We start from the raw sequence: 16,579 nt of genomic DNA on the forward strand, positions 1-16,579 counted from the left end.
TTATTCCGTCAGCCAGCTAGCCTGACGCTGCAGCACCGGCAGAACCGGGCGGCGATGTTGCATATCCGGCAGAGCGCTAATCAGCCCCTGCGTATACGAGTGCTGCGCATGGTCAAGATCACCGGCAGCGATGGACTCCACCACCCGTCCGGCGTACATCACCAGCACGCGGTCACAGAAGCTGCGCACGAGGTTGATGTCGTGGCTGATAAAAATCAGCCCCAGACCGCGGGATTTGACCAAATCATCGAGCAGTCCCAGCACCTGCAAACGTACCGAAACGTCCAGCGCCGAGGTCGGCTCATCGGCAATCACCAATTCCGGGTCGGTAATCAGCATCATGGCAATCATGATGCGCTGTCCCTGCCCGCCGGAAATTTCATGCGGATAGAGCTGATAAACCCGCTCCGGGTCGCGAATACGCACCACGTCCAGCATCTCCAGCGCTTTGGCTTTCGCCTCCGATTTGTGCCCCGGATGATGCGTCAGCCAGGCTTCCGCAATTTGGTCCCCCACGCGCACTACCGGATTTAGCGAATATTTCGGGTCCTGCATAATCATCGAAATCCGCTTGCCGCGAATGGCGCGCATCTGCGCCTCGCTGGCGTTCAGCAGGTCGATATCGCCAAACTGCATCAGGCTGGCGCCGATACGCGCCTTTTTCGGGTGCAGGTGCAGCAGCGCCCGTCCGACGGTGGATTTCCCGGAGCCGGATTCGCCGACAATCGCCAGCTTTTCCCGCCCCAACTGGAAGGAGACGCCGCGGACCGCATGGGTCACCGCGTCCCCGTTGACGAAGTCGACGCTCAGATCGCGCACGTCGAGCAGCGGTGCAGCGTTATTCGCTGCGAGGATCGAGGATGTCACGTAGGCCATCTCCTAAAAAGTTGAACACTAAGCTGTTGATAAGAATCGCCAGCCCCGGAATGGTCACCACCCACCAGCACTCCATCATGTAGGTACGGCCGCTGGAGATCATCGCCCCCCACTCTGGTTCAGGTGGCTGAGCGCCGAGACCGAGGAAGCCCAGACCGGCAGCGGTCAGGATGATCCCCGCCATATTCATGGTGATACGGATGATCACCGAAGGCAGACACAGCGGCACAATATGCCGCCACAGTACGCGCGCCGGTGATGCTCCTTGCAGACGAACGGCAGAGATAAAGTCCGCCTGCCGTAGAGAGAGCGTTTCGGCACGCGCCAGACGGGCAATCGGCGGCCAGGCGGTCAGCGTTATGGCGATAACCACATGCTCAAGCCCTGGGCCTAAGGCAGCGACAAACGCCAGCGCCAACACCAGGCTTGGGAAGGAGATAAAGATATCGGTGACGCGCATCAGCACCATATCGACCTTGCCACCAAAGTAACCGGCACAGACGCCGAGCAGCAGCCCCAGCGGCCCCACGGTGACCGACACCAGCAGCACGATGTACAGCGTAATGCGCGAGCCGTAGACCAGGCGACTAAAGATATCGCGGCCAAACTCATCGGTGCCGAACCAATGCTGGGCATTCGGCGCGGTCAGCGCGTTATTTAAGTCCTGCACCAGCGGTTTGTACGGGGCAATCCACGGCGCGAAAATCGCCACAATCACCAGCAGGAAGATAATCCCGCCGCCGATTGCGGTCAGCGGATTCCGCGCCATCTTGCCGATAAAACCGCCGGCACGGGTGAAAGCACGCAGCAGGCGCTGGCGGCCTTCACCGCCCCCGCTGGCCAGCGATGTATCCAGAGAAACCGTCATGATTTTGTCCTCGGATCGAAGAATTGATACAGCATGTCGGACAGGAGATTAAGCATGACGAAGATCACCCCAACCAACAGCACGCAGCCCATCACCGCATTCATATCGCCCAGCAGCAGACTGCCGGTGAGATAGGAGCCAAAGCCCGGCCACGAGAAGACGGTTTCAATCAGTACCGCCCCTTCCAGCAGCGAGCCGTAGGCCAGCGCCACCACCGTCAGCAGCTGCACCAGAATGTTACGGAAGGCGTGATTCCAGATAACCTGGCGTTCGGTGAGCCCTTTCACTCGCGCCGTGATAATGAACTCCTGCGACAGCTGCGCCAGCATAAAGCTGCGGGTCATACGGCTGATGTAGGCCAGCGAGTGGAAGCCCAGCAGCGCGGCGGGCAAAATCAGGTGGTTAATAGCGTTCCAGAACACCTCACTGTTGCCGGCCAGCAGCGCATCCACGGTCATCAGCCCGGTACGGCGCGGCACAATACCGTCTAGCCCGAGATCCACCCGTCCTGCGCCGCCTACCCAGCCAAGCCAGGCATAGAACACCAGCAGCCCCATCATCCCGACCCAGAAAATCGGCGTCGAGTAACCGGCGAGGCTGATAATGCGTACCACGTAATCGGAGAGACTGTTGCGCCGCGCCGCCGCCAGCACGCCCAGCGGAATACCGAGGCCCGCACCGACGATAATTGCCATCGTCGCCAGCTCCATGGTGGCCGGGAAGACGCGGATAATATCGTCCGTCACCGGTTTGCCGGTCAGCAGCGCGTTGCCCAAATCTCCGTGCAGCAAATTGACAAAGTAGATGCCAAATTGCTGCATCAGCGACTGGTCAAAGCCCAACTGGTGATACACCTGCTGATAGGTACTTTGGTCAGCGTCCGGCCCAACAATCGCCAGCACCGGGTCAATGGGCATCACGCGGCCAATAAAGAAGGTCAGCAGCAGCAGGCCAAACAGCGTTATCGCTACCTGGATCAATCGTTTTGAGAAGCGCCGGGTACGAGAGCCGGGCGCGAGAATTGCCGTACTCATCCTTTCTCTCCTTCGCTAACTTTGTAGACTTCACGCAGGAACGTCGACGCCGATGGATGCGGTTTGTAATCCTTCACTTCATTACGCACCACCACCGAGTCCACCATCTGTGAAACGGGGATCATCGCCGGGATCAACAGATCGAATCGGGTCTGTACCGCCTGGTAGTCGGCAATCTGTTTTTGCGGATCGCGTTCCAGTAGCGCATGGTCGATCATCTCGTTGAGCTGTTTATCGTAGAAACCGGTGCGCCAGCCCTGGAAGTTGGTCAATCGCGCTTCATCGCTGTTGTCCGGGTTATAGACCAGCGCACGCAGGCTAGAATGAGGATGGGGTTCCATACCGCTACCGCCGCGCCGAACCAGCATGTCGAACTTACGTTCGCGCATCGCGCCGTAAATCTGGTTACCGGTGCCGGTAATGATTTTGGCGTTGATCCCGGCCTGCATCAGCGTGGACTGCACGGCGATGGCAATATTGAGGAACGGCTGATCGGACAGCACCCGCAGGGTGGTATCAAAGCCGTCAGGGTACCCGGCCTCTGCCAGCAGTTTTTTCGCCCGCGCCAGATCGAAGGTGTAGCCCGGATCCGCCAGCGTCGATGGCATCCCCGCTTTGATTGGCCGCTGATGCAGCACGCCGTAGCCCGGCATCAATGCTTTATTGATCCCCTGATAATCAATCAGATAGCGCACCGCTTCGCGCACTTTTGGATTGGCGAAGTGCGGCTCCTTCATGCTCATCGAGACGTAGTACATGGTGCCGCGCTGCACGGCATCGACGGTCAGCGCCGGGTCTTTGCGCAGGGCGTTGATATCGGAAACCGCCATATTATTGGCAATATCCAGGTCGCCCTTCTCAATCATCAACCGCAGAGTCTGCGATTCCTGGAAGTGACGCAGCACCACGCGGCTCATCTTCGGTTCGCCGCGCCAGTACTCCGGGTTGCGTTTCATGCGCAGCACATCTTTAGCCTGCCAGGTTTCCAGCATAAACGGCCCGGAACCGGCTTCATGAGTAGTCAGCCAGCGATTGCCCCAGTCGTTGTCTTGTTCGTGGCTCTGCACCGTTTTGCTGTCGAGCACCCCGAGATTGCCCAGCGCACCCAGCGAGTAAATCACCAGCTGCGGGTCATTATCTTTTGGCAGGACAATTTGTACGGTGTAGTCGTCCAGCGCAGTCACCTGCTTATCGACGTTCTTCTTGCTAAAACCGTAGGACTTCCACACCGACGCCTGCGCCAGGTTGAGGTGCAGAATGCGCCGCATCGACCACACCACGTCGGCGGCAGTCAGCGGATTGCCGGAGTGAAACTTCACGTTGTCCTGCAGATGGAAAGTCAGCGTTTTGCCATCCGGGCTGATATCCCAGGATTTAGCCAGCGCCGGTTTGACGTTGGTGAGCTGCTCGGGATCGAGCTCCACCAGCGAGTCGTAGAGGTTGACCACAATCCCTACCACTTCGTTACCGGTCATCGCGGCCGGATCGAGAGTGAGAAGGTTGTTCATGTTCATGCCGATAATGAGCTGATCGGGCGGCGTTTTGGCCATCGCCGCCCCGCTCCCCATCGTCATGGCGAGCGCGAGCAAACACGCTCCCAGTAAGGAGGATTTTTTCATCTATCTGTCGCCTGTAGGGTACGACAGGCGACGAATCCATTCGTGCCTATCTTTTATTTGTTATGTGTCAGTCGTGGCTGACGGTGTTGGCTTCGATATAGTCAAAATTGATGTCTTCGCCCAATCCTGGACGTTGTGACAAATGCACAAACCCGTCGGCATCCATCGGGTCGATGATGCTGTTCAGGTAGGCGGCAGGCTGGTCGTAGTCGAGGAACGGATGCAGCAGGCCGCGCTCGTACCAGCGACAGTTGCGAATCGCCCCTACCGCCGCCAGGCTTGCTGCACCGTTGCCATGGACTTCGCAATCCATGCCGAACGACTCCGCCAGCGCGGCCACTTTCATGGTTGGCCCAATGCCACCCACGCCGTTGGCGCCCGCACGTAGAATGTCGCAAGCCCCCGCTTTTACCCAGTCCGCGCGGCTGTGATGTTTACCGCCAAAGCTTTCCGGGCCAATAATCGGAATCGACAGATTCTCAGCCAGCCACGCGTAGGACGACATGCTGTCTTCTTCCATCGGCTCTTCAAACCAGGCAAAGTTGAGTTTTTCCAGCTCTTTACCAATCCACAGCGCTTCGGTACGGCTGTACCAGTGGTAGCCGTCGATCATCAGGTCGATATCCGGACCGACCGCTTCGCGCACCGCGGCGCAAGCTTTGATATCCATTTTCGGGTTTGGCGCGAAAGAGACCGGTGGCATCCAGGTGTGCAGCTTGATGGCTTTGTAACCGCGCGCCACCAGAGTTTCGCTGAATGCGGCGTACTCTTCCGGCGTGGATAGACCGCCGGGTAAATCGTCGCCGCACATGGTGCTGCCGTAGGCCGGAACTTTGTCGCGGTAGCCGCCCAGCAGCTTGTAGACCGGCATGTTGAGCTTACGACCGGCGAGATCCCACAGCGCTTGCTCAACAAAAGAGAGCGCGCGTTCGGTAAGCTGATGTGCGCTGCCGCGCTGCCAATGCACCAGATCCTGCCAGATACGCTCGCGGTTAAACGGGTCCTGCCCCACCAGCACTTTGCGGAAGAAGGTATTGACCACAAACGGACGCACGATTTCCGGCGGCGCAAAGGAGTAACCTTTGCTGCCATCGTCTGCGGTAATGGTCAGCATCGCCATTTTCGCCATGCTTTCAGGCCCAGGATGCGAGTGCCCGGCGCTGTCGGAGACCCGGCGCGTAGGATGCTGGAAGACGGTGACGTTTACAGATTCAATTTTCATTATGTGTCCTTAGTACAACATTCGAAATGGCGCTTCTCGCACCACAATCCTGTGTCCAACACCGATTTGATAAACCGGTTTCAGGTAATTGAAAAGGCGTTTCATCACTAATCTAAGCACAAAATAGCAGCGCTTCCACGGACAATTTCCGCTAACGCGGGACTGTTTCTTGTGCAAACGCACAGGGGGGCGTGATGTTTTTCACAAAAGAGGCAGGGAATGTGAGAAGGATCAACTGAGATAAATTATCGAGTGCACAAGCGTGAACAAGGTAATACCCGGTAAGCATTGCGCCACCGGGTATTTAACAGGAAATCAGGCGATGGAAACCTTGGTATCGAGATAAACATCCTGCACGGCGTTGATGAGTTGAACGCCGTCAGCCATCGATTTTTTGAACGCCTTGCGGCCAAGGATAAGCCCCATCCCACCCGCGCGTTTATTGATAACCGCAGTGCGTACTGCGTCCGCCAGATCGGTTTCACCACCGGCCGCGCCGCCGGAGTTAATCAGCCCCGCACGCCCCATGTAGCAGTTCGCCAGCTGGTAGCGCACCAGGTCAATCGGGTTATCGGTGGTCAGTTTGCTGTAGACGCGATCGTCGGTATAGCCGAAGTTCACCGCTTTATAGCCGCCGTTATTTTCCGCCATTTTCTGCTTCACGATATCGGCGCCAATGGTGGCGGCCAGATGGTTGGCCTGACCGGTCAGGTCAGCGGAAACATGGTAATCAACGCCGTCTTTCTTAAACGCCGGGTTACGCAGATAGGCCCACAGCACGGTCACTAGCCCCAGCTCATGCGCCCGCTCAAAAGCGGCAGAAATCTCTTCAATCTGGCGGCGAGACTCTTCGGAGCCAAAGTAGATGGTCGCCCCAACCGCCACCGCGCCCATGTTGAACGCCTGCTCGACGCTGGCGTACAGCGTCTGGTCAAAGGTGTTGGGGTAGCTCAGGGTTTCGTTGTGATTAAGCTTCACGAGGAATGGAATGCGGTGCGCGTAGCGGCGTGATACCGAGGCCAGTACGCCATAGGTGGAGGCTACGCAGTTACAGCCAGCTTCAATTGCCAGCTCAACAATATTCTTCGGATCAAAATAGAGCGGATTGGCGGCAAACGAGGCCCCGGCCGAGTGCTCGACACCCTGATCCACCGGCAGAATAGACAAATAGCCGGTACCGGCTAAACGCCCGTGGTTATAGAGCGTCTGCATGTTTCGCAGCACGGCAGGCGGACGGTTGTTATCGACCATCACCCGGTCGACGTAATCGTGTCCGGGTAAATAGAGTTGATCGGCTGGAATGGTCATACAACGATGCTGTAAAAGGCTGTCGGCGTCTTTGCCAAGCAACTGCGCAATATCAGTCATAGCGATGCTCCCGTAAGCGCCGACGTTGCGTCGGCTTGAATGTCCCGCCCGAATTTTAGGGCAGCAATAAGTCTGGTCGCGTCTGTGCGTTTTTTCCATGATGAAGTGACTTTTAAGTGCAATCTGCTGGCACGATTCATGGACAGCAAAGTGTTAAGGCGGTCAAAGTTTCACCCTAAAGGTATTTAAAAGGTATTACATAATGGTATTGTCGTGGCGTACCTTACCTGTCATGAAGGATTTAAAGATGAAAACTACAGTAAAGCTGTCGTTCATGATGTTCATTGAATGGTTTATCTGGGGCGCATGGTTTGTGCCGTTATGGCTTTGGCTGAGTAAAAGCGGATTTACCGCCGGTGAAATTGGCTGGTCATATGCCTGTACGGCGATTGCGGCAATCCTTTCGCCGATTCTGGTTGGCTCGCTAACCGATCGCTTTTTCTCGGCACAAAAAGTTCTGGCTATATTGATGTTCGCTGGCGCTATTTTGATCTATTTTGCTGCCCAGCAAACAACCTTCAGTGGCTTCTTCCCGCTGCTGCTGGCCTACTCACTCACCTATATGCCCACCATCGCATTAACCAACAGTATCGCTTTCGCCAACATAGGGGATGTAGAGCGCGATTTTCCTCGTATTCGCGTGATGGGCACCATTGGCTGGATAGCTTCTGGCCTGGTGTGCGGATTCCTGCCCCAGATGATGGGATACAGCGATATCTCCCCGACCAATATACCGCTGCTGATCACCGCCGGCAGCTCCCTGCTGCTGGGTGTCTTTGCGCTCATGCTGCCCGATACACCGCCGAAAAGTACCGGCAAGATGGACTTCAAAGTCATGCTGGGGCTCGATGCGCTGGTGTTGCTGCGAGACAAAAACTTCCTCGTCTTCTTCATTTGCTCTTTCCTGTTCGCCATGCCGCTGGCGTTCTATTACATCTTTGCCAACGGCTACCTGAGCGAAGTGGGTATGCATAATGCGACGGGTTGGATGACGCTTGGTCAGTTCTCTGAAATCTTCTTTATGCTGGCCCTGCCGTTCTTCACTAAGCGTTTTGGTATTAAAAAGGTACTATTACTTGGTCTTATCACCGCCGCAATTCGCTATGGCTTTTTTGTCTACGGTGGTGCAGAACAATACTTCACCTACGCCCTGCTATTCCTGGGGATTTTGCTTCACGGCGTGAGCTACGATTTTTACTACGTTACCGCCTATATCTACGTTGATAAAAAAGCCCCGGTACATATGCGTACCGCCGCACAGGGGCTCATCACGCTCTGCTGTCAGGGCTTTGGCAGCCTGCTGGGCTATCGCCTTGGCGGGGTAATGATGGAAAAAATGTTTGCCTATAAAGAGCCGGTGAATGGGCTGACCTTCAACTGGGCGGGGATGTGGGGCTTCGGCGCCATTATGATAGCCATCATCGCCGTGCTGTTTATGATTTTCTTTCGCGAGTCGGATAAAGAGATCGCCGCCATTAAGGTGCATAGCGACTCTCGCGATACTGCATTGACACAAGAGGACATGAAATGAAAGCAGAACGTATTCTCGGCGCGCTTTACGGCCAGGCATTAGGGGATGCGATGGGCATGCCATCAGAACTGTGGCCGCGTAGCCGCGTGAAAGCGCATTTTGGCTGGATTGACCAATTTCTGCCGGGCCCCGCAGAAAATAACGCCGCCTGCTACTTTAACCGCGCAGAATTTACCGACGATACCTCAATGGCGCTGTGCCTTGCCGATGCCATTGTGGAATGTCACGGGCAGATAAACCCAGACATTATCGGACGCAATATTCTGGCCTGGGCAGAAGGGTTCGATGCCTTCAATAAAAATGTGCTCGGACCAACCTCCAAAATTGCGCTGAACGCCATTCGTGATGGTAAACCGGTGGCAGATCTCGAGAATAATGGCGTCACCAACGGTGCTGCGATGCGCGTCTCGCCGTTAGGGTGTTTGTTACCCGCGACAAATCTCGATAGCTTTATTGATGAAGTCGCCCTCGCCTCCAGCCCAACGCACAAATCAGACCTCGCCGTTGCAGGTGCCGTAGTGATTGCCTGGGCGATTTCACGCGCCATCGAAGGCCATAGCTGGACAGCCATTGTTGATTCACTGCCAGCCGTTGCTCGTCAGGCGCAGGAAAAGCGTATTACCACGTTTAGTGCATCACTAGCCGCACGACTGGAGCTGGCGCTCTGCGTGGTTCGCAACGCCCACGGTGTCGAATCTGCCAGCGAGCAGCTCTACCAGCTGATTGGTGCGGGGACCAGCACCATCGAATCCGTACCCTGCGCCATTGCGATGGTTGAACTGGCTCAGGGCGACCCGAACCGTTGCGCCGTTTTGTGTGCCAATCTGGGTGGCGATACCGATACGATTGGCGCGATGGCAACTGCCATTTGCGGCGCATTGGGAGGTATTTCTGCCATCAACCCATCGTTAAAACAGCAGCTTGATGACGTCAATCACCTCGATTTCAAACGATATGCCACCGCTCTTGCCCGTTACAGAGAGCAACGGGAGGTATCATGAGCCTACTTCCACTGCTACCAACGCTGGGCAACCAGCGTCGTATTACCGTAGTTGGTGCGGCGGTCATTGATGTTATTGCCGACGCCTACGCCCTGCCGTGGCGCGGTTGCGACATTGAACTGCAACAGCAGAGCGTCAATATTGGTGGTTGTGCGCTGAATATCGCCGTGGCCCTTAAACGGCTGGGGGTACAGGCCGATAACGCTCTGCCAATTGGCCAGGGCGTGTGGGCGGATATCATTCGCAACAATCTCGCTAAAGAGGGCTTAGCCAGCAAAATAGACGGCGTGACCGGAGATAACGGCTGGTGTCTGGCGCTGGTAGAGCCGGATGGCGAGCGCACATTTATGTCCTTTAGCGGCGTGGAAAATCAGTGGAACGCCGACTGGCTGGCGCGGCTTACCGTGGCACCCGGCAGCCTGGTGTCACTTTCCGGCTATCAGTTATCGTCACCCTGCGGCGAACTGCTGGTGAACTGGCTGGAAGGGCTGCCGGATGTCACGCCATTCATCGACTTTGGCCCTCGTATCGCAGATATCCCCGCGCGACTGATGGACCGGATCATGGTCTGCAAGCCGATCGTTTCGCTTAATCGCCAGGAGGCGGAGATTGCCGCTGAGAGATTCAATCTCAGCGCGAAAACGCAGGCGTTAGGCCACGCCTGGATAGAGAAATTCAACGCGCCGCTGATTGTGCGTCACGATAAAGATGGCGCGTGGTATTTCAGCCAGCAGGAACAGGGGTTGGCCGCGCCGTTTCCCACCAACGTTGTCGATACCATCGGGGCCGGAGACAGCCACGCCGGGGGCACGCTCGCTGGATTAGCGTCCGGCTGGACGCTGGGTGAATCCGTGCTGCTGGGTAATGCCGTCGCATCGTGGGTTGTCGGTCATCGTGGCGGCGACTGTAGCCCGACACGCGAAGAATTACTCCTCACACACAAAGACATATAAATCACTGCGGCAGTGGCTGATGCTGTACTCAATCGGCCGCTGCTGTTGGTCAAGCGCCACCTGTTTAATCACCAACACCGGTATTTTTTCATCCATCTTAATGTGCGACTGAAATTCGGTATCCGGCATCCGCGCGCTGACGCGGGAGCGCGTTCTCTGAGGGAAAATATGCCGACTGCGGAAATAGTCATAAAGGGACACGCCAATTGCGTCCGCGTCATCAATTAAGTGTGCTGGCACCCAGGACTCTTCAATGGAGACCGCTTCATCATCCACATAGCGAATGCGCTTAAGCAAAAAGACGTCACTACGCGGCTCAACCACTAACTGCGTTGCGACGTCATCCGGACAGGCAACAATCCGTTTGTTCACCCATAAGGTATTCGGCTTTTTGCCGCGCAGCACCACCTGCTGGGAAAAACCGCGCGCCTCTTTCAATGAATATTCAAAAATATTATTGATTTGCGTTCCATAACCACGAGCACGCGTGACCACACCCTCGTCTTCCAGCGTCTGCATCGCTTTACGCACGGTAATGCGGGACACTCCCGTCAGCTGGCTCAAATCACGCTCGCCGGGCAGAATATTGCCATGCTCCAGCACACCGCTGCGCACCGCATTCTTCACCGTTTCGGCAAATTTAAGATACAGCGGCGTGTTATCCGCCGCTGCGATACGCTCATTAAGTTGCGTGATTAGCCGGGTATGCGCTTGTTCCATTTATCATTTCCTGGCAATAAGTCCTGAGCCAGTATAGGTGGCGAACGGCGCGAAAACTACCACCACTCGTGGAAATGGTGTACCGGACCAATACCTTCGCCTACCTCTAGCGAGTCGGCCTGCGCCAGAGCCTGCGACAGCCAGGCTTTGGCCACCGGCACCGTCTCTTGCCAGCTATTATGCCGTGGCCTTAACGCCGCCAGCGCCGCCGACAGCGTGCAGCCGGTGCCGTGGGTGTTCTTAGTTGCCACTCGCTGCGCGGTGAAGCGCATCTCGCCCTCAGCGGTAAACAGCCAGTCCGGGCTTTGCGCGTCGTCCAGATGACCGCCTTTCATCAGCACCGCGTCACAGCCCATTGCCCGCAGCGCGCGCCCCTGTTCGAGCATTTCGCGTTCGTTGCGCGCATGCGGCGCATCCAACAATGCCGCCGCTTCCGGCAGGTTTGGCGTAATCAGCGACACCTGTGGCAGCAGGCGCTGCCGCAGGGTTTCCACCGCCGAGGAAGACAGAAGCGGGTCGCCGCTTTTTGCCAGCATGACCGTATCCAGCACCACATTTTGAATGCGATAGCGCGCCAGTCGCTCGGCTACCGCCTCAACGATATCGGTCTCCGCCAGCATGCCGATTTTGGTGGTATCGATGCGCACATCGCTGAATACCGAGTCGAGCTGGGCGGCAACAAAATCGGGCTCAATACGGTAGACCGACTGCACGCCGCGCGTATTCTGTGCCACCAGCGCGGTGACTACCGAACAGCCGTATGCGCCCAGCGCGGAGAAGGTTTTCAGATCCGCCTGAATGCCCGCGCCGCCGCTGGGATCGGTTCCGGCAATGGTCAATGCATTAATCCGTTTCATACGGCTGTCTCCTCATTTATGGCATACAGCGCATCAAGGAACGCGGGAACAAAGCTCCCCGGCCCACGGCCGTTCGCCGCCTGTTGTCCGGCGTATTTCATCAGCGCGCAGGCGCCAGCAACGTTTTCCAGCCGGTCGCCCGGCAAGGCGCAGCATGCCGCAACCACCGCCGACAGCGCGCAACCTGTGCCGACAACTCGCGTCATTAGCGGATCGCCGCCCTGGGCTGCCAGCGTGCGCTGACCATCGGTGATGTAATCAACTTCCCCCGTCACGACCACAATCGCCCCGCTTTCTCGCGCCAGAGACTGTGCGACGGGAAGCGCGGCGGCGGCGGTATCGGTGGTATCCACACCGCGTCCGCCGGAACTCAGCCCTGCCAGGGCCATGATTTCCGAAGCGTTGCCGCGAATGGCCGCCGGATGCAAAAGCAATAGCTCGCGGCAAAAATCGCTGCGCAGACTCAACGCCCCGACCGCTACTGGATCGAGCGCCCACGGCGTAGCGCTACGATTGGCGCTTTCAACGGCTGCCCGCATCGCCTGCGCGCGCGGCTGGGTTAAGGTTCCCACGTTTACCAACAGCGAGCTGGCAATGGCGGAAAACTGCGCGGCCTCACCGGCATCAATCACCATAGCGGGCGATGCGCCCAGCGCTAACAGCACGTTGGCAGTAAAGGTCTGCACGACGTCATTGGTCATACAGTGGACAAGGGGGGCGTGTTGATGAAGAAGGTGTGCAACGCGGATTCGTTGCGCGGGACTAAGCAGGTCGGCTTGCATGGTTTGCTCCTGCCATAACGCGAAGAAGCAATGACCAGTCGGTCTCTGACTTCCCTACGCTGGCATTATCCAGATCAGGTGGTACGGGTATTTCTCAGCCCATCATTGATGGGGCACCCCGAGTCATTCAAATCAAAATCAATTGATTACGATTAACCTTCCGTTAATCGTAATGAGGATAATGCCAGCAGCAAGCCCGGCAGACAAGCGCTAAAGGCTACCGGTGCCGCTGATAAACCATCGATTACCGCTTGCCATTTTTGGCTAAATACATAGCTTTGTCGGCATATTCGACAAGCTGGCGCTCGTCGCTACCGTGTTGCGGATAAAGTGCGATCCCGATGCTGGGCATGATGGTCAAACGGTGGCCATCAAGAATAAATGGCGCATTGAAGGCATCGGCAATCTTTTCCGCCACCAGGGCCGAAAATTGGGGTAGTAACGTCCCCTGAATCAAAATCACAAACTCATCGCCACCGACACGGGCAACGGTATCCGATTCGCGCACACAAGATTTGAGACGCAAGGCGGTCTCTTGCAGCAGCAGATCCCCAATACCATGACCCAGCGTATCGTTGACCTGTTTAAATTTGTCGAGATCAATGTACAGCAAGGATAATTGACCGTGCTCGCCGCGAGCGGTCGAAAGCGCGGATTTCAGGCGGTCGTGCAATAAGCTACGGTTTGGCAGATCGGTGAGTTGATCGTACTGCGCCATATGCTGCAACCGAGCCTGCATCTGCTGACGCTCAATGACCGTCGCGATTTGTGTCGACACAAATTGCAGTAGCTCCTGATCCCGCTCGTTGTAGCACACCCCGCCCGGGTAGCTTTTGACCATCAGGACACCAATCGTGCCTTTATGCGACTTAAGCGGAACGCCCAGCCAGCATAGCGGATTCATACCAAAGGAGATGTGCAGTTCTTCCAGGCGAGCAGCCGTGGTCTCTGGCGTGAGCAGCAGCGGTTGGCCGGTATGAATCACCTCGGCATACAACGTTCCGGGGATCAAGGTGAAAGGATCGGGTGTCTCCAGAAACTCATCCACGTGATAGGGGAAGCTCAGTTGAGCCGTTTCATCGTCGTAGAGCGTGACCGAAAAGTTATCGGCGGGCAGCAGCGTGCCGACAATCTCATGAATACGCTGGAATAGCTTGAGTAAATCCTCAGCGGTATGCGCAGCTTCGGAAATGGAATAAAGCGCGGACTGTAATGATTCGGATCGTTTACGCTCGGTGACATCGCGAGCCACGCCGATACGCAACTGATCGGCCTCTGACCAACGTGCAGACCACATGATATTCACCACGTGCCCATGCTTATGAACGTAACGGTTCTCAAAATGAAACTGAGGATTACCCGACATGACGGCCACCACCGAGTTTCGGGTTATTTCCCGATCTTCCGGTAGCATCATGTCAAACATGTTTTTGCCAATCATTTCTTTCGGCGTATAGCCAAAAATACGTTCGCATGACGCACTCGCAAAAACGATATTGGCATGAGCATCAACGGCAAAAACAGCATCCAGCATGAGATCGATAAAACTGCTCAACGGCGCGTGAGAATTCGATTCCATAGAGAAATTAATGGCCTGAATATAAGAATAAGTACAACTATGTTTACGATAGTTATCTGTCGCCCATTAGCGCTACTACGCCCTGCACTCATGGTTAAAGATAGTACAGGTTCAGGCCACTATACAATGAAAAGAGTCATTTAGAGGAGGCGATAAATGAAGAAATATCGAAGGCCACTATCCGCGAAGAGCCGGATAACAGCCATCTCCGACAAACACCGCGCCATCGCTAATCAACCGAAAATTATTTCAAGAGCAAGTCTATTGTTCATTCCTGACCAAAAGAATACGGCTGGCAATGTCAATCCCCCTATTTTAGTACCGCACACTTTTGAGACCGAAATAGAAAACACGATCAATCATCAGGCCCCCAAATGAAGACCTGATAATTATCATGGCTAATGTTTTCCTTTATTGAGCTGGGTAAACTTGTTTACCTTCAAACATCGTCCACACAACTTTGGCATCCCGCAGTTTCTCAATGCTGACGTTTTCCAGATTACGATCAAATACCGCAAAGTCTGCGCTTTTTCCGGCTTCAATCGAACCAATCTCTTTGTCCCGCCCAATGACTTTGGCCGCATTCAAGGTGTACGCCTGCAGCATGGCTTCGCGATGCATTTTCTCGCTGGCCGGCGGCAACTCCCCCATTTCACCCATTCGCGTTACCGCCGTATAAATTGCCAGCAAGGGGTTTGGGCTGGAGACGGGCCAATCGCTGGCCCCGGCAATCAGCGCATGATGGCGGTATAAATCGCCCGCCGGGTACAGGTGTTTGAGCAATGGGGCCGGTACTTTGCCGTCAATCAACGTTGTAGACGCCACGTCTTTCCCAGCCCACAACAGTTGCATGGATGCCGCAACATTCAGTTGCTGGAATCGGGGTAGACTTTGCGGGCCCACCACTTCCAGATGAGTGATGCTGTGCATGACGCCACTCTCGCCATTTTGCTGACGAGCGCAGGCTATGCCATCGAGCGCTTCCGATACGGCACGGTCGCCAATAGCATGAAAGTGCGCAATCAAATGTTCCGCATCCGCTTTAGCAATCAGTTGGCAATATTGTCTTTTATCCAGCGTGTTATCACCGCTGTAACCCGGTCGATTAAGATAAGCTTCGCTCAATTTCGCCGTCTGCGCCGGATACTCAATCACCCCATCCTGGAAAATCTTGATCCCGCCGAGTCGCACATCCGGCGTGTGGGAGAATTTATCCCGCAGAGCAACCACATCGTCAATCGCCGCTGGCGTAGAGTGGATATTCACCAGTGCCAGTGCGGTCACATGGCCATTAAGTTTGCCCTTTTCGGCGAGAGTCGTGTAAGCCGGCAATAATCCTTCATCGTGACGCCCGGGATGCGCATTAAACACCGGTGCCAACGGACGGACATTGCTGATGGGATCCATCCACGCAGTGATACCAAAGCGATTCATCTCCTGGGTCCCAGCGAGGATGCCCTGTGCGATTTTATTATCATCCACAGGGGGAATCGCGTTGAGTACATAATCCCACGCGCCTTCAGCGACAAAACCGTTAATTTTACCACTCGCCGTTAATCCGACTCCTGCTTTAATACCCGGTTCGGCGGTGCCCAGCATATCATCCGTTAAATTTGCTTTTCGGAGCATAGCCTGATTGGCCCAACCGGTATGCGCATCAGAGCCAGCTAATACAACCGGGATATCTTTATATTCATCGGCATTAAATACTGCGGACAGCAAAGAAATATTATTCCAGTAATCCAGGTTGAGATTACTGTAAAACTGCACGCCATTGAGATCTCTTTGGCTATTATTTTTATTGTCAGCAACAAATTTCTCAATCGCGGTGATATCTTTCATGCCATCCGGGAAAGCCAGCGTCACCGTCTGGAATCCGGCATAGGCCACGTGAGCATGGCTATCAATGAGGCCGGGTAGTAGATACTTCCCCTTCAGATCCAGGTGCGTCGCATCCTGTCCCACCTGAGCCAGTACATCATGATAGTTACCGACAGCGATGATTTTACTCCCCTTAATGGCAATAGATTGCGGGTGGGGATTACCGGGATCGGCGCTGTAAATTTCTCCGCCATAAATAAGCGTGGTAGTTTCCTGCTGCGCTAAAACAGATAAAGAGGTAGCAGCCAGTGCGCACACCAGAAAAAGCCTAGAGAATTTCATTATTAA

Annotated in this window: 15 protein-coding genes and 1 riboswitch; of the genes, 4 read left to right on the forward strand and 11 right to left on the reverse strand. The window is 55.5% G+C overall.

What is annotated here, in order from left to right; genetic code table 11:
* The 6 genes from ABOC97_RS08715 to fbaB all read right to left on the reverse strand — a co-directional run bounded on the left by ABOC97_RS08715 (position 1) and on the right by fbaB (position 6,987).
* A complete protein-coding gene (locus tag ABOC97_RS08715; RefSeq protein ID WP_349596383.1) occupies positions 1 to 867 on the reverse strand; it encodes an ABC transporter ATP-binding protein in 867 nt (288 codons plus the stop codon).
* Positions 839 to 1,744 carry an ABC transporter permease gene (locus ABOC97_RS08720; RefSeq protein ID WP_349596385.1) on the reverse strand — a complete coding sequence of 302 codons (906 nt, stop codon included), beginning with the start codon at positions 1,742 to 1,744 and terminating at the stop codon, positions 839 to 841. The genes ABOC97_RS08715 and ABOC97_RS08720 overlap by 29 nt, the downstream gene beginning before the upstream one ends.
* Positions 1,741 to 2,778: an ABC transporter permease gene (locus ABOC97_RS08725; RefSeq protein WP_234502074.1), complete on the reverse strand. Its 1,038-nt coding sequence runs from the start codon at positions 2,776 to 2,778 to the stop codon at positions 1,741 to 1,743. The genes ABOC97_RS08720 and ABOC97_RS08725 overlap by 4 nt, the downstream gene beginning before the upstream one ends.
* The gene (locus tag ABOC97_RS08730; RefSeq protein WP_349596388.1) at positions 2,775 to 4,397 is read right to left on the reverse strand and encodes an ABC transporter substrate-binding protein; all 1,623 of its coding nucleotides are present in this window, start codon (positions 4,395 to 4,397) and stop codon (positions 2,775 to 2,777) included. The genes ABOC97_RS08725 and ABOC97_RS08730 overlap by 4 nt, the downstream gene beginning before the upstream one ends.
* 67 nt (positions 4,398 to 4,464) lie before the next feature.
* Positions 4,465 to 5,619: a mandelate racemase family protein gene (locus tag ABOC97_RS08735; protein ID WP_052285211.1), complete on the reverse strand. Its 1,155-nt coding sequence runs from the start codon at positions 5,617 to 5,619 to the stop codon at positions 4,465 to 4,467.
* A 315-nt stretch (positions 5,620 to 5,934) separates the two neighbouring features.
* Complete coding sequence (gene fbaB, locus ABOC97_RS08740; protein ID WP_234502072.1) at positions 5,935 to 6,987, reverse strand: class I fructose-bisphosphate aldolase; 1,053 nt, start codon at positions 6,985 to 6,987, stop codon at positions 5,935 to 5,937.
* Positions 6,988 to 7,234: 247 nt separating this feature from the next.
* On the opposite strand from fbaB, the gene ABOC97_RS08745 reads away from it, so the two are divergent.
* Genes ABOC97_RS08745 through ABOC97_RS08755 form a run of 3 tightly spaced genes read left to right on the forward strand, consistent with a single transcriptional unit; the run spans position 7,235 to position 10,472 of the window.
* Complete coding sequence (locus tag ABOC97_RS08745) at positions 7,235 to 8,518, forward strand: nucleoside permease (protein ID WP_349596391.1); 1,284 nt, start codon at positions 7,235 to 7,237, stop codon at positions 8,516 to 8,518.
* Positions 8,515 to 9,519 (forward strand): ADP-ribosylglycohydrolase family protein, encoded by a 1,005-nt coding sequence (locus ABOC97_RS08750; protein WP_349596394.1) that lies wholly within the window; start codon positions 8,515 to 8,517, stop codon positions 9,517 to 9,519. The genes ABOC97_RS08745 and ABOC97_RS08750 overlap by 4 nt, the downstream gene beginning before the upstream one ends.
* Complete coding sequence (locus tag ABOC97_RS08755; protein WP_349596397.1) at positions 9,516 to 10,472, forward strand: PfkB family carbohydrate kinase; 957 nt, start codon at positions 9,516 to 9,518, stop codon at positions 10,470 to 10,472. The genes ABOC97_RS08750 and ABOC97_RS08755 overlap by 4 nt, the downstream gene beginning before the upstream one ends.
* On the opposite strand, the gene ABOC97_RS08760 is transcribed toward ABOC97_RS08755, so the two are convergent.
* The 4 genes from ABOC97_RS08760 to ABOC97_RS08775 all read right to left on the reverse strand — a co-directional run bounded on the left by ABOC97_RS08760 (position 10,446) and on the right by ABOC97_RS08775 (position 14,410).
* On the reverse strand, positions 10,446 to 11,192 hold the full coding sequence (locus ABOC97_RS08760; RefSeq protein ID WP_234502068.1) for a GntR family transcriptional regulator: 747 nt from the start codon (positions 11,190 to 11,192) through the stop codon (positions 10,446 to 10,448). The two genes, ABOC97_RS08755 and ABOC97_RS08760, sit on opposite strands and share 27 nt — an antisense overlap.
* Positions 11,193 to 11,248: 56 nt before the next feature.
* Positions 11,249 to 12,049, reverse strand: a complete 801-nt coding sequence (thiD, locus tag ABOC97_RS08765; protein ID WP_349596398.1) for a bifunctional hydroxymethylpyrimidine kinase/phosphomethylpyrimidine kinase — start codon at positions 12,047 to 12,049, stop codon at positions 11,249 to 11,251.
* On the reverse strand, positions 12,046 to 12,831 hold the full coding sequence (gene thiM / locus ABOC97_RS08770) for a hydroxyethylthiazole kinase (RefSeq protein WP_349596401.1): 786 nt from the start codon (positions 12,829 to 12,831) through the stop codon (positions 12,046 to 12,048). Before thiM ends, thiD begins: the two co-directional genes overlap by 4 nt.
* A 34-nt stretch (positions 12,832 to 12,865) precedes the next feature.
* Positions 12,866 to 12,962, reverse strand: a riboswitch (TPP riboswitch).
* 113 nt (positions 12,963 to 13,075) lie between these two features.
* Complete coding sequence (locus ABOC97_RS08775; RefSeq protein WP_349596404.1) at positions 13,076 to 14,410, reverse strand: sensor domain-containing protein; 1,335 nt, start codon at positions 14,408 to 14,410, stop codon at positions 13,076 to 13,078.
* A gap of 156 nt (positions 14,411 to 14,566) precedes the next feature.
* Here ABOC97_RS08775 and ABOC97_RS08780 point away from each other — a divergent pair, with 156 nt between their 5' ends.
* Positions 14,567 to 14,788 (forward strand): hypothetical protein, encoded by a 222-nt coding sequence (locus ABOC97_RS08780; protein WP_349596407.1) that lies wholly within the window; start codon positions 14,567 to 14,569, stop codon positions 14,786 to 14,788.
* Between the two features lie 33 nt (positions 14,789 to 14,821).
* On the opposite strand, the gene ABOC97_RS08785 is transcribed toward ABOC97_RS08780, so the two are convergent.
* A complete protein-coding gene (locus tag ABOC97_RS08785; protein WP_349596410.1) occupies positions 14,822 to 16,573 on the reverse strand; it encodes an amidohydrolase in 1,752 nt (583 codons plus the stop codon).
* Positions 16,574 to 16,579 lie beyond the last annotated feature (6 nt).

The sequence above is a fragment of the Kluyvera huaxiensis genome (assembly GCF_040149365.1).
Lineage (GTDB): Bacteria > Pseudomonadota > Gammaproteobacteria > Enterobacterales > Enterobacteriaceae > Kluyvera > Kluyvera intermedia_A.

Coding starts and splice junctions, on each gene's coding strand:
- ABOC97_RS08720 (WP_349596385.1), bottom strand. CDS start 1,744: ATGACGGTTTCTCTGGATACATCGCTGGCCAGCGGGGGCGGTGAAGGC.
- ABOC97_RS08725 (WP_234502074.1), bottom strand. CDS start 2,778: ATGAGTACGGCAATTCTCGCGCCCGGCTCTCGTACCCGGCGCTTCTCA.
- ABOC97_RS08730 (WP_349596388.1), bottom strand. CDS start 4,397: ATGAAAAAATCCTCCTTACTGGGAGCGTGTTTGCTCGCGCTCGCCATG.
- ABOC97_RS08735 (WP_052285211.1), bottom strand. CDS start 5,619: ATGAAAATTGAATCTGTAAACGTCACCGTCTTCCAGCATCCTACGCGC.
- fbaB (WP_234502072.1), bottom strand. CDS start 6,987: ATGACTGATATTGCGCAGTTGCTTGGCAAAGACGCCGACAGCCTTTTA.
- ABOC97_RS08745 (WP_349596391.1), top strand. CDS start 7,235: ATGAAAACTACAGTAAAGCTGTCGTTCATGATGTTCATTGAATGGTTT.
- ABOC97_RS08750 (WP_349596394.1), top strand. CDS start 8,515: ATGAAAGCAGAACGTATTCTCGGCGCGCTTTACGGCCAGGCATTAGGG.
- ABOC97_RS08755 (WP_349596397.1), top strand. CDS start 9,516: ATGAGCCTACTTCCACTGCTACCAACGCTGGGCAACCAGCGTCGTATT.
- ABOC97_RS08760 (WP_234502068.1), bottom strand. CDS start 11,192: ATGGAACAAGCGCATACCCGGCTAATCACGCAACTTAATGAGCGTATC.
- thiD (WP_349596398.1), bottom strand. CDS start 12,049: ATGAAACGGATTAATGCATTGACCATTGCCGGAACCGATCCCAGCGGC.
- thiM (WP_349596401.1), bottom strand. CDS start 12,831: ATGCAAGCCGACCTGCTTAGTCCCGCGCAACGAATCCGCGTTGCACAC.
- ABOC97_RS08775 (WP_349596404.1), bottom strand. CDS start 14,410: ATGGAATCGAATTCTCACGCGCCGTTGAGCAGTTTTATCGATCTCATG.
- ABOC97_RS08780 (WP_349596407.1), top strand. CDS start 14,567: ATGAAGAAATATCGAAGGCCACTATCCGCGAAGAGCCGGATAACAGCC.
- ABOC97_RS08785 (WP_349596410.1), bottom strand. CDS start 16,573: ATGAAATTCTCTAGGCTTTTTCTGGTGTGCGCACTGGCTGCTACCTCT.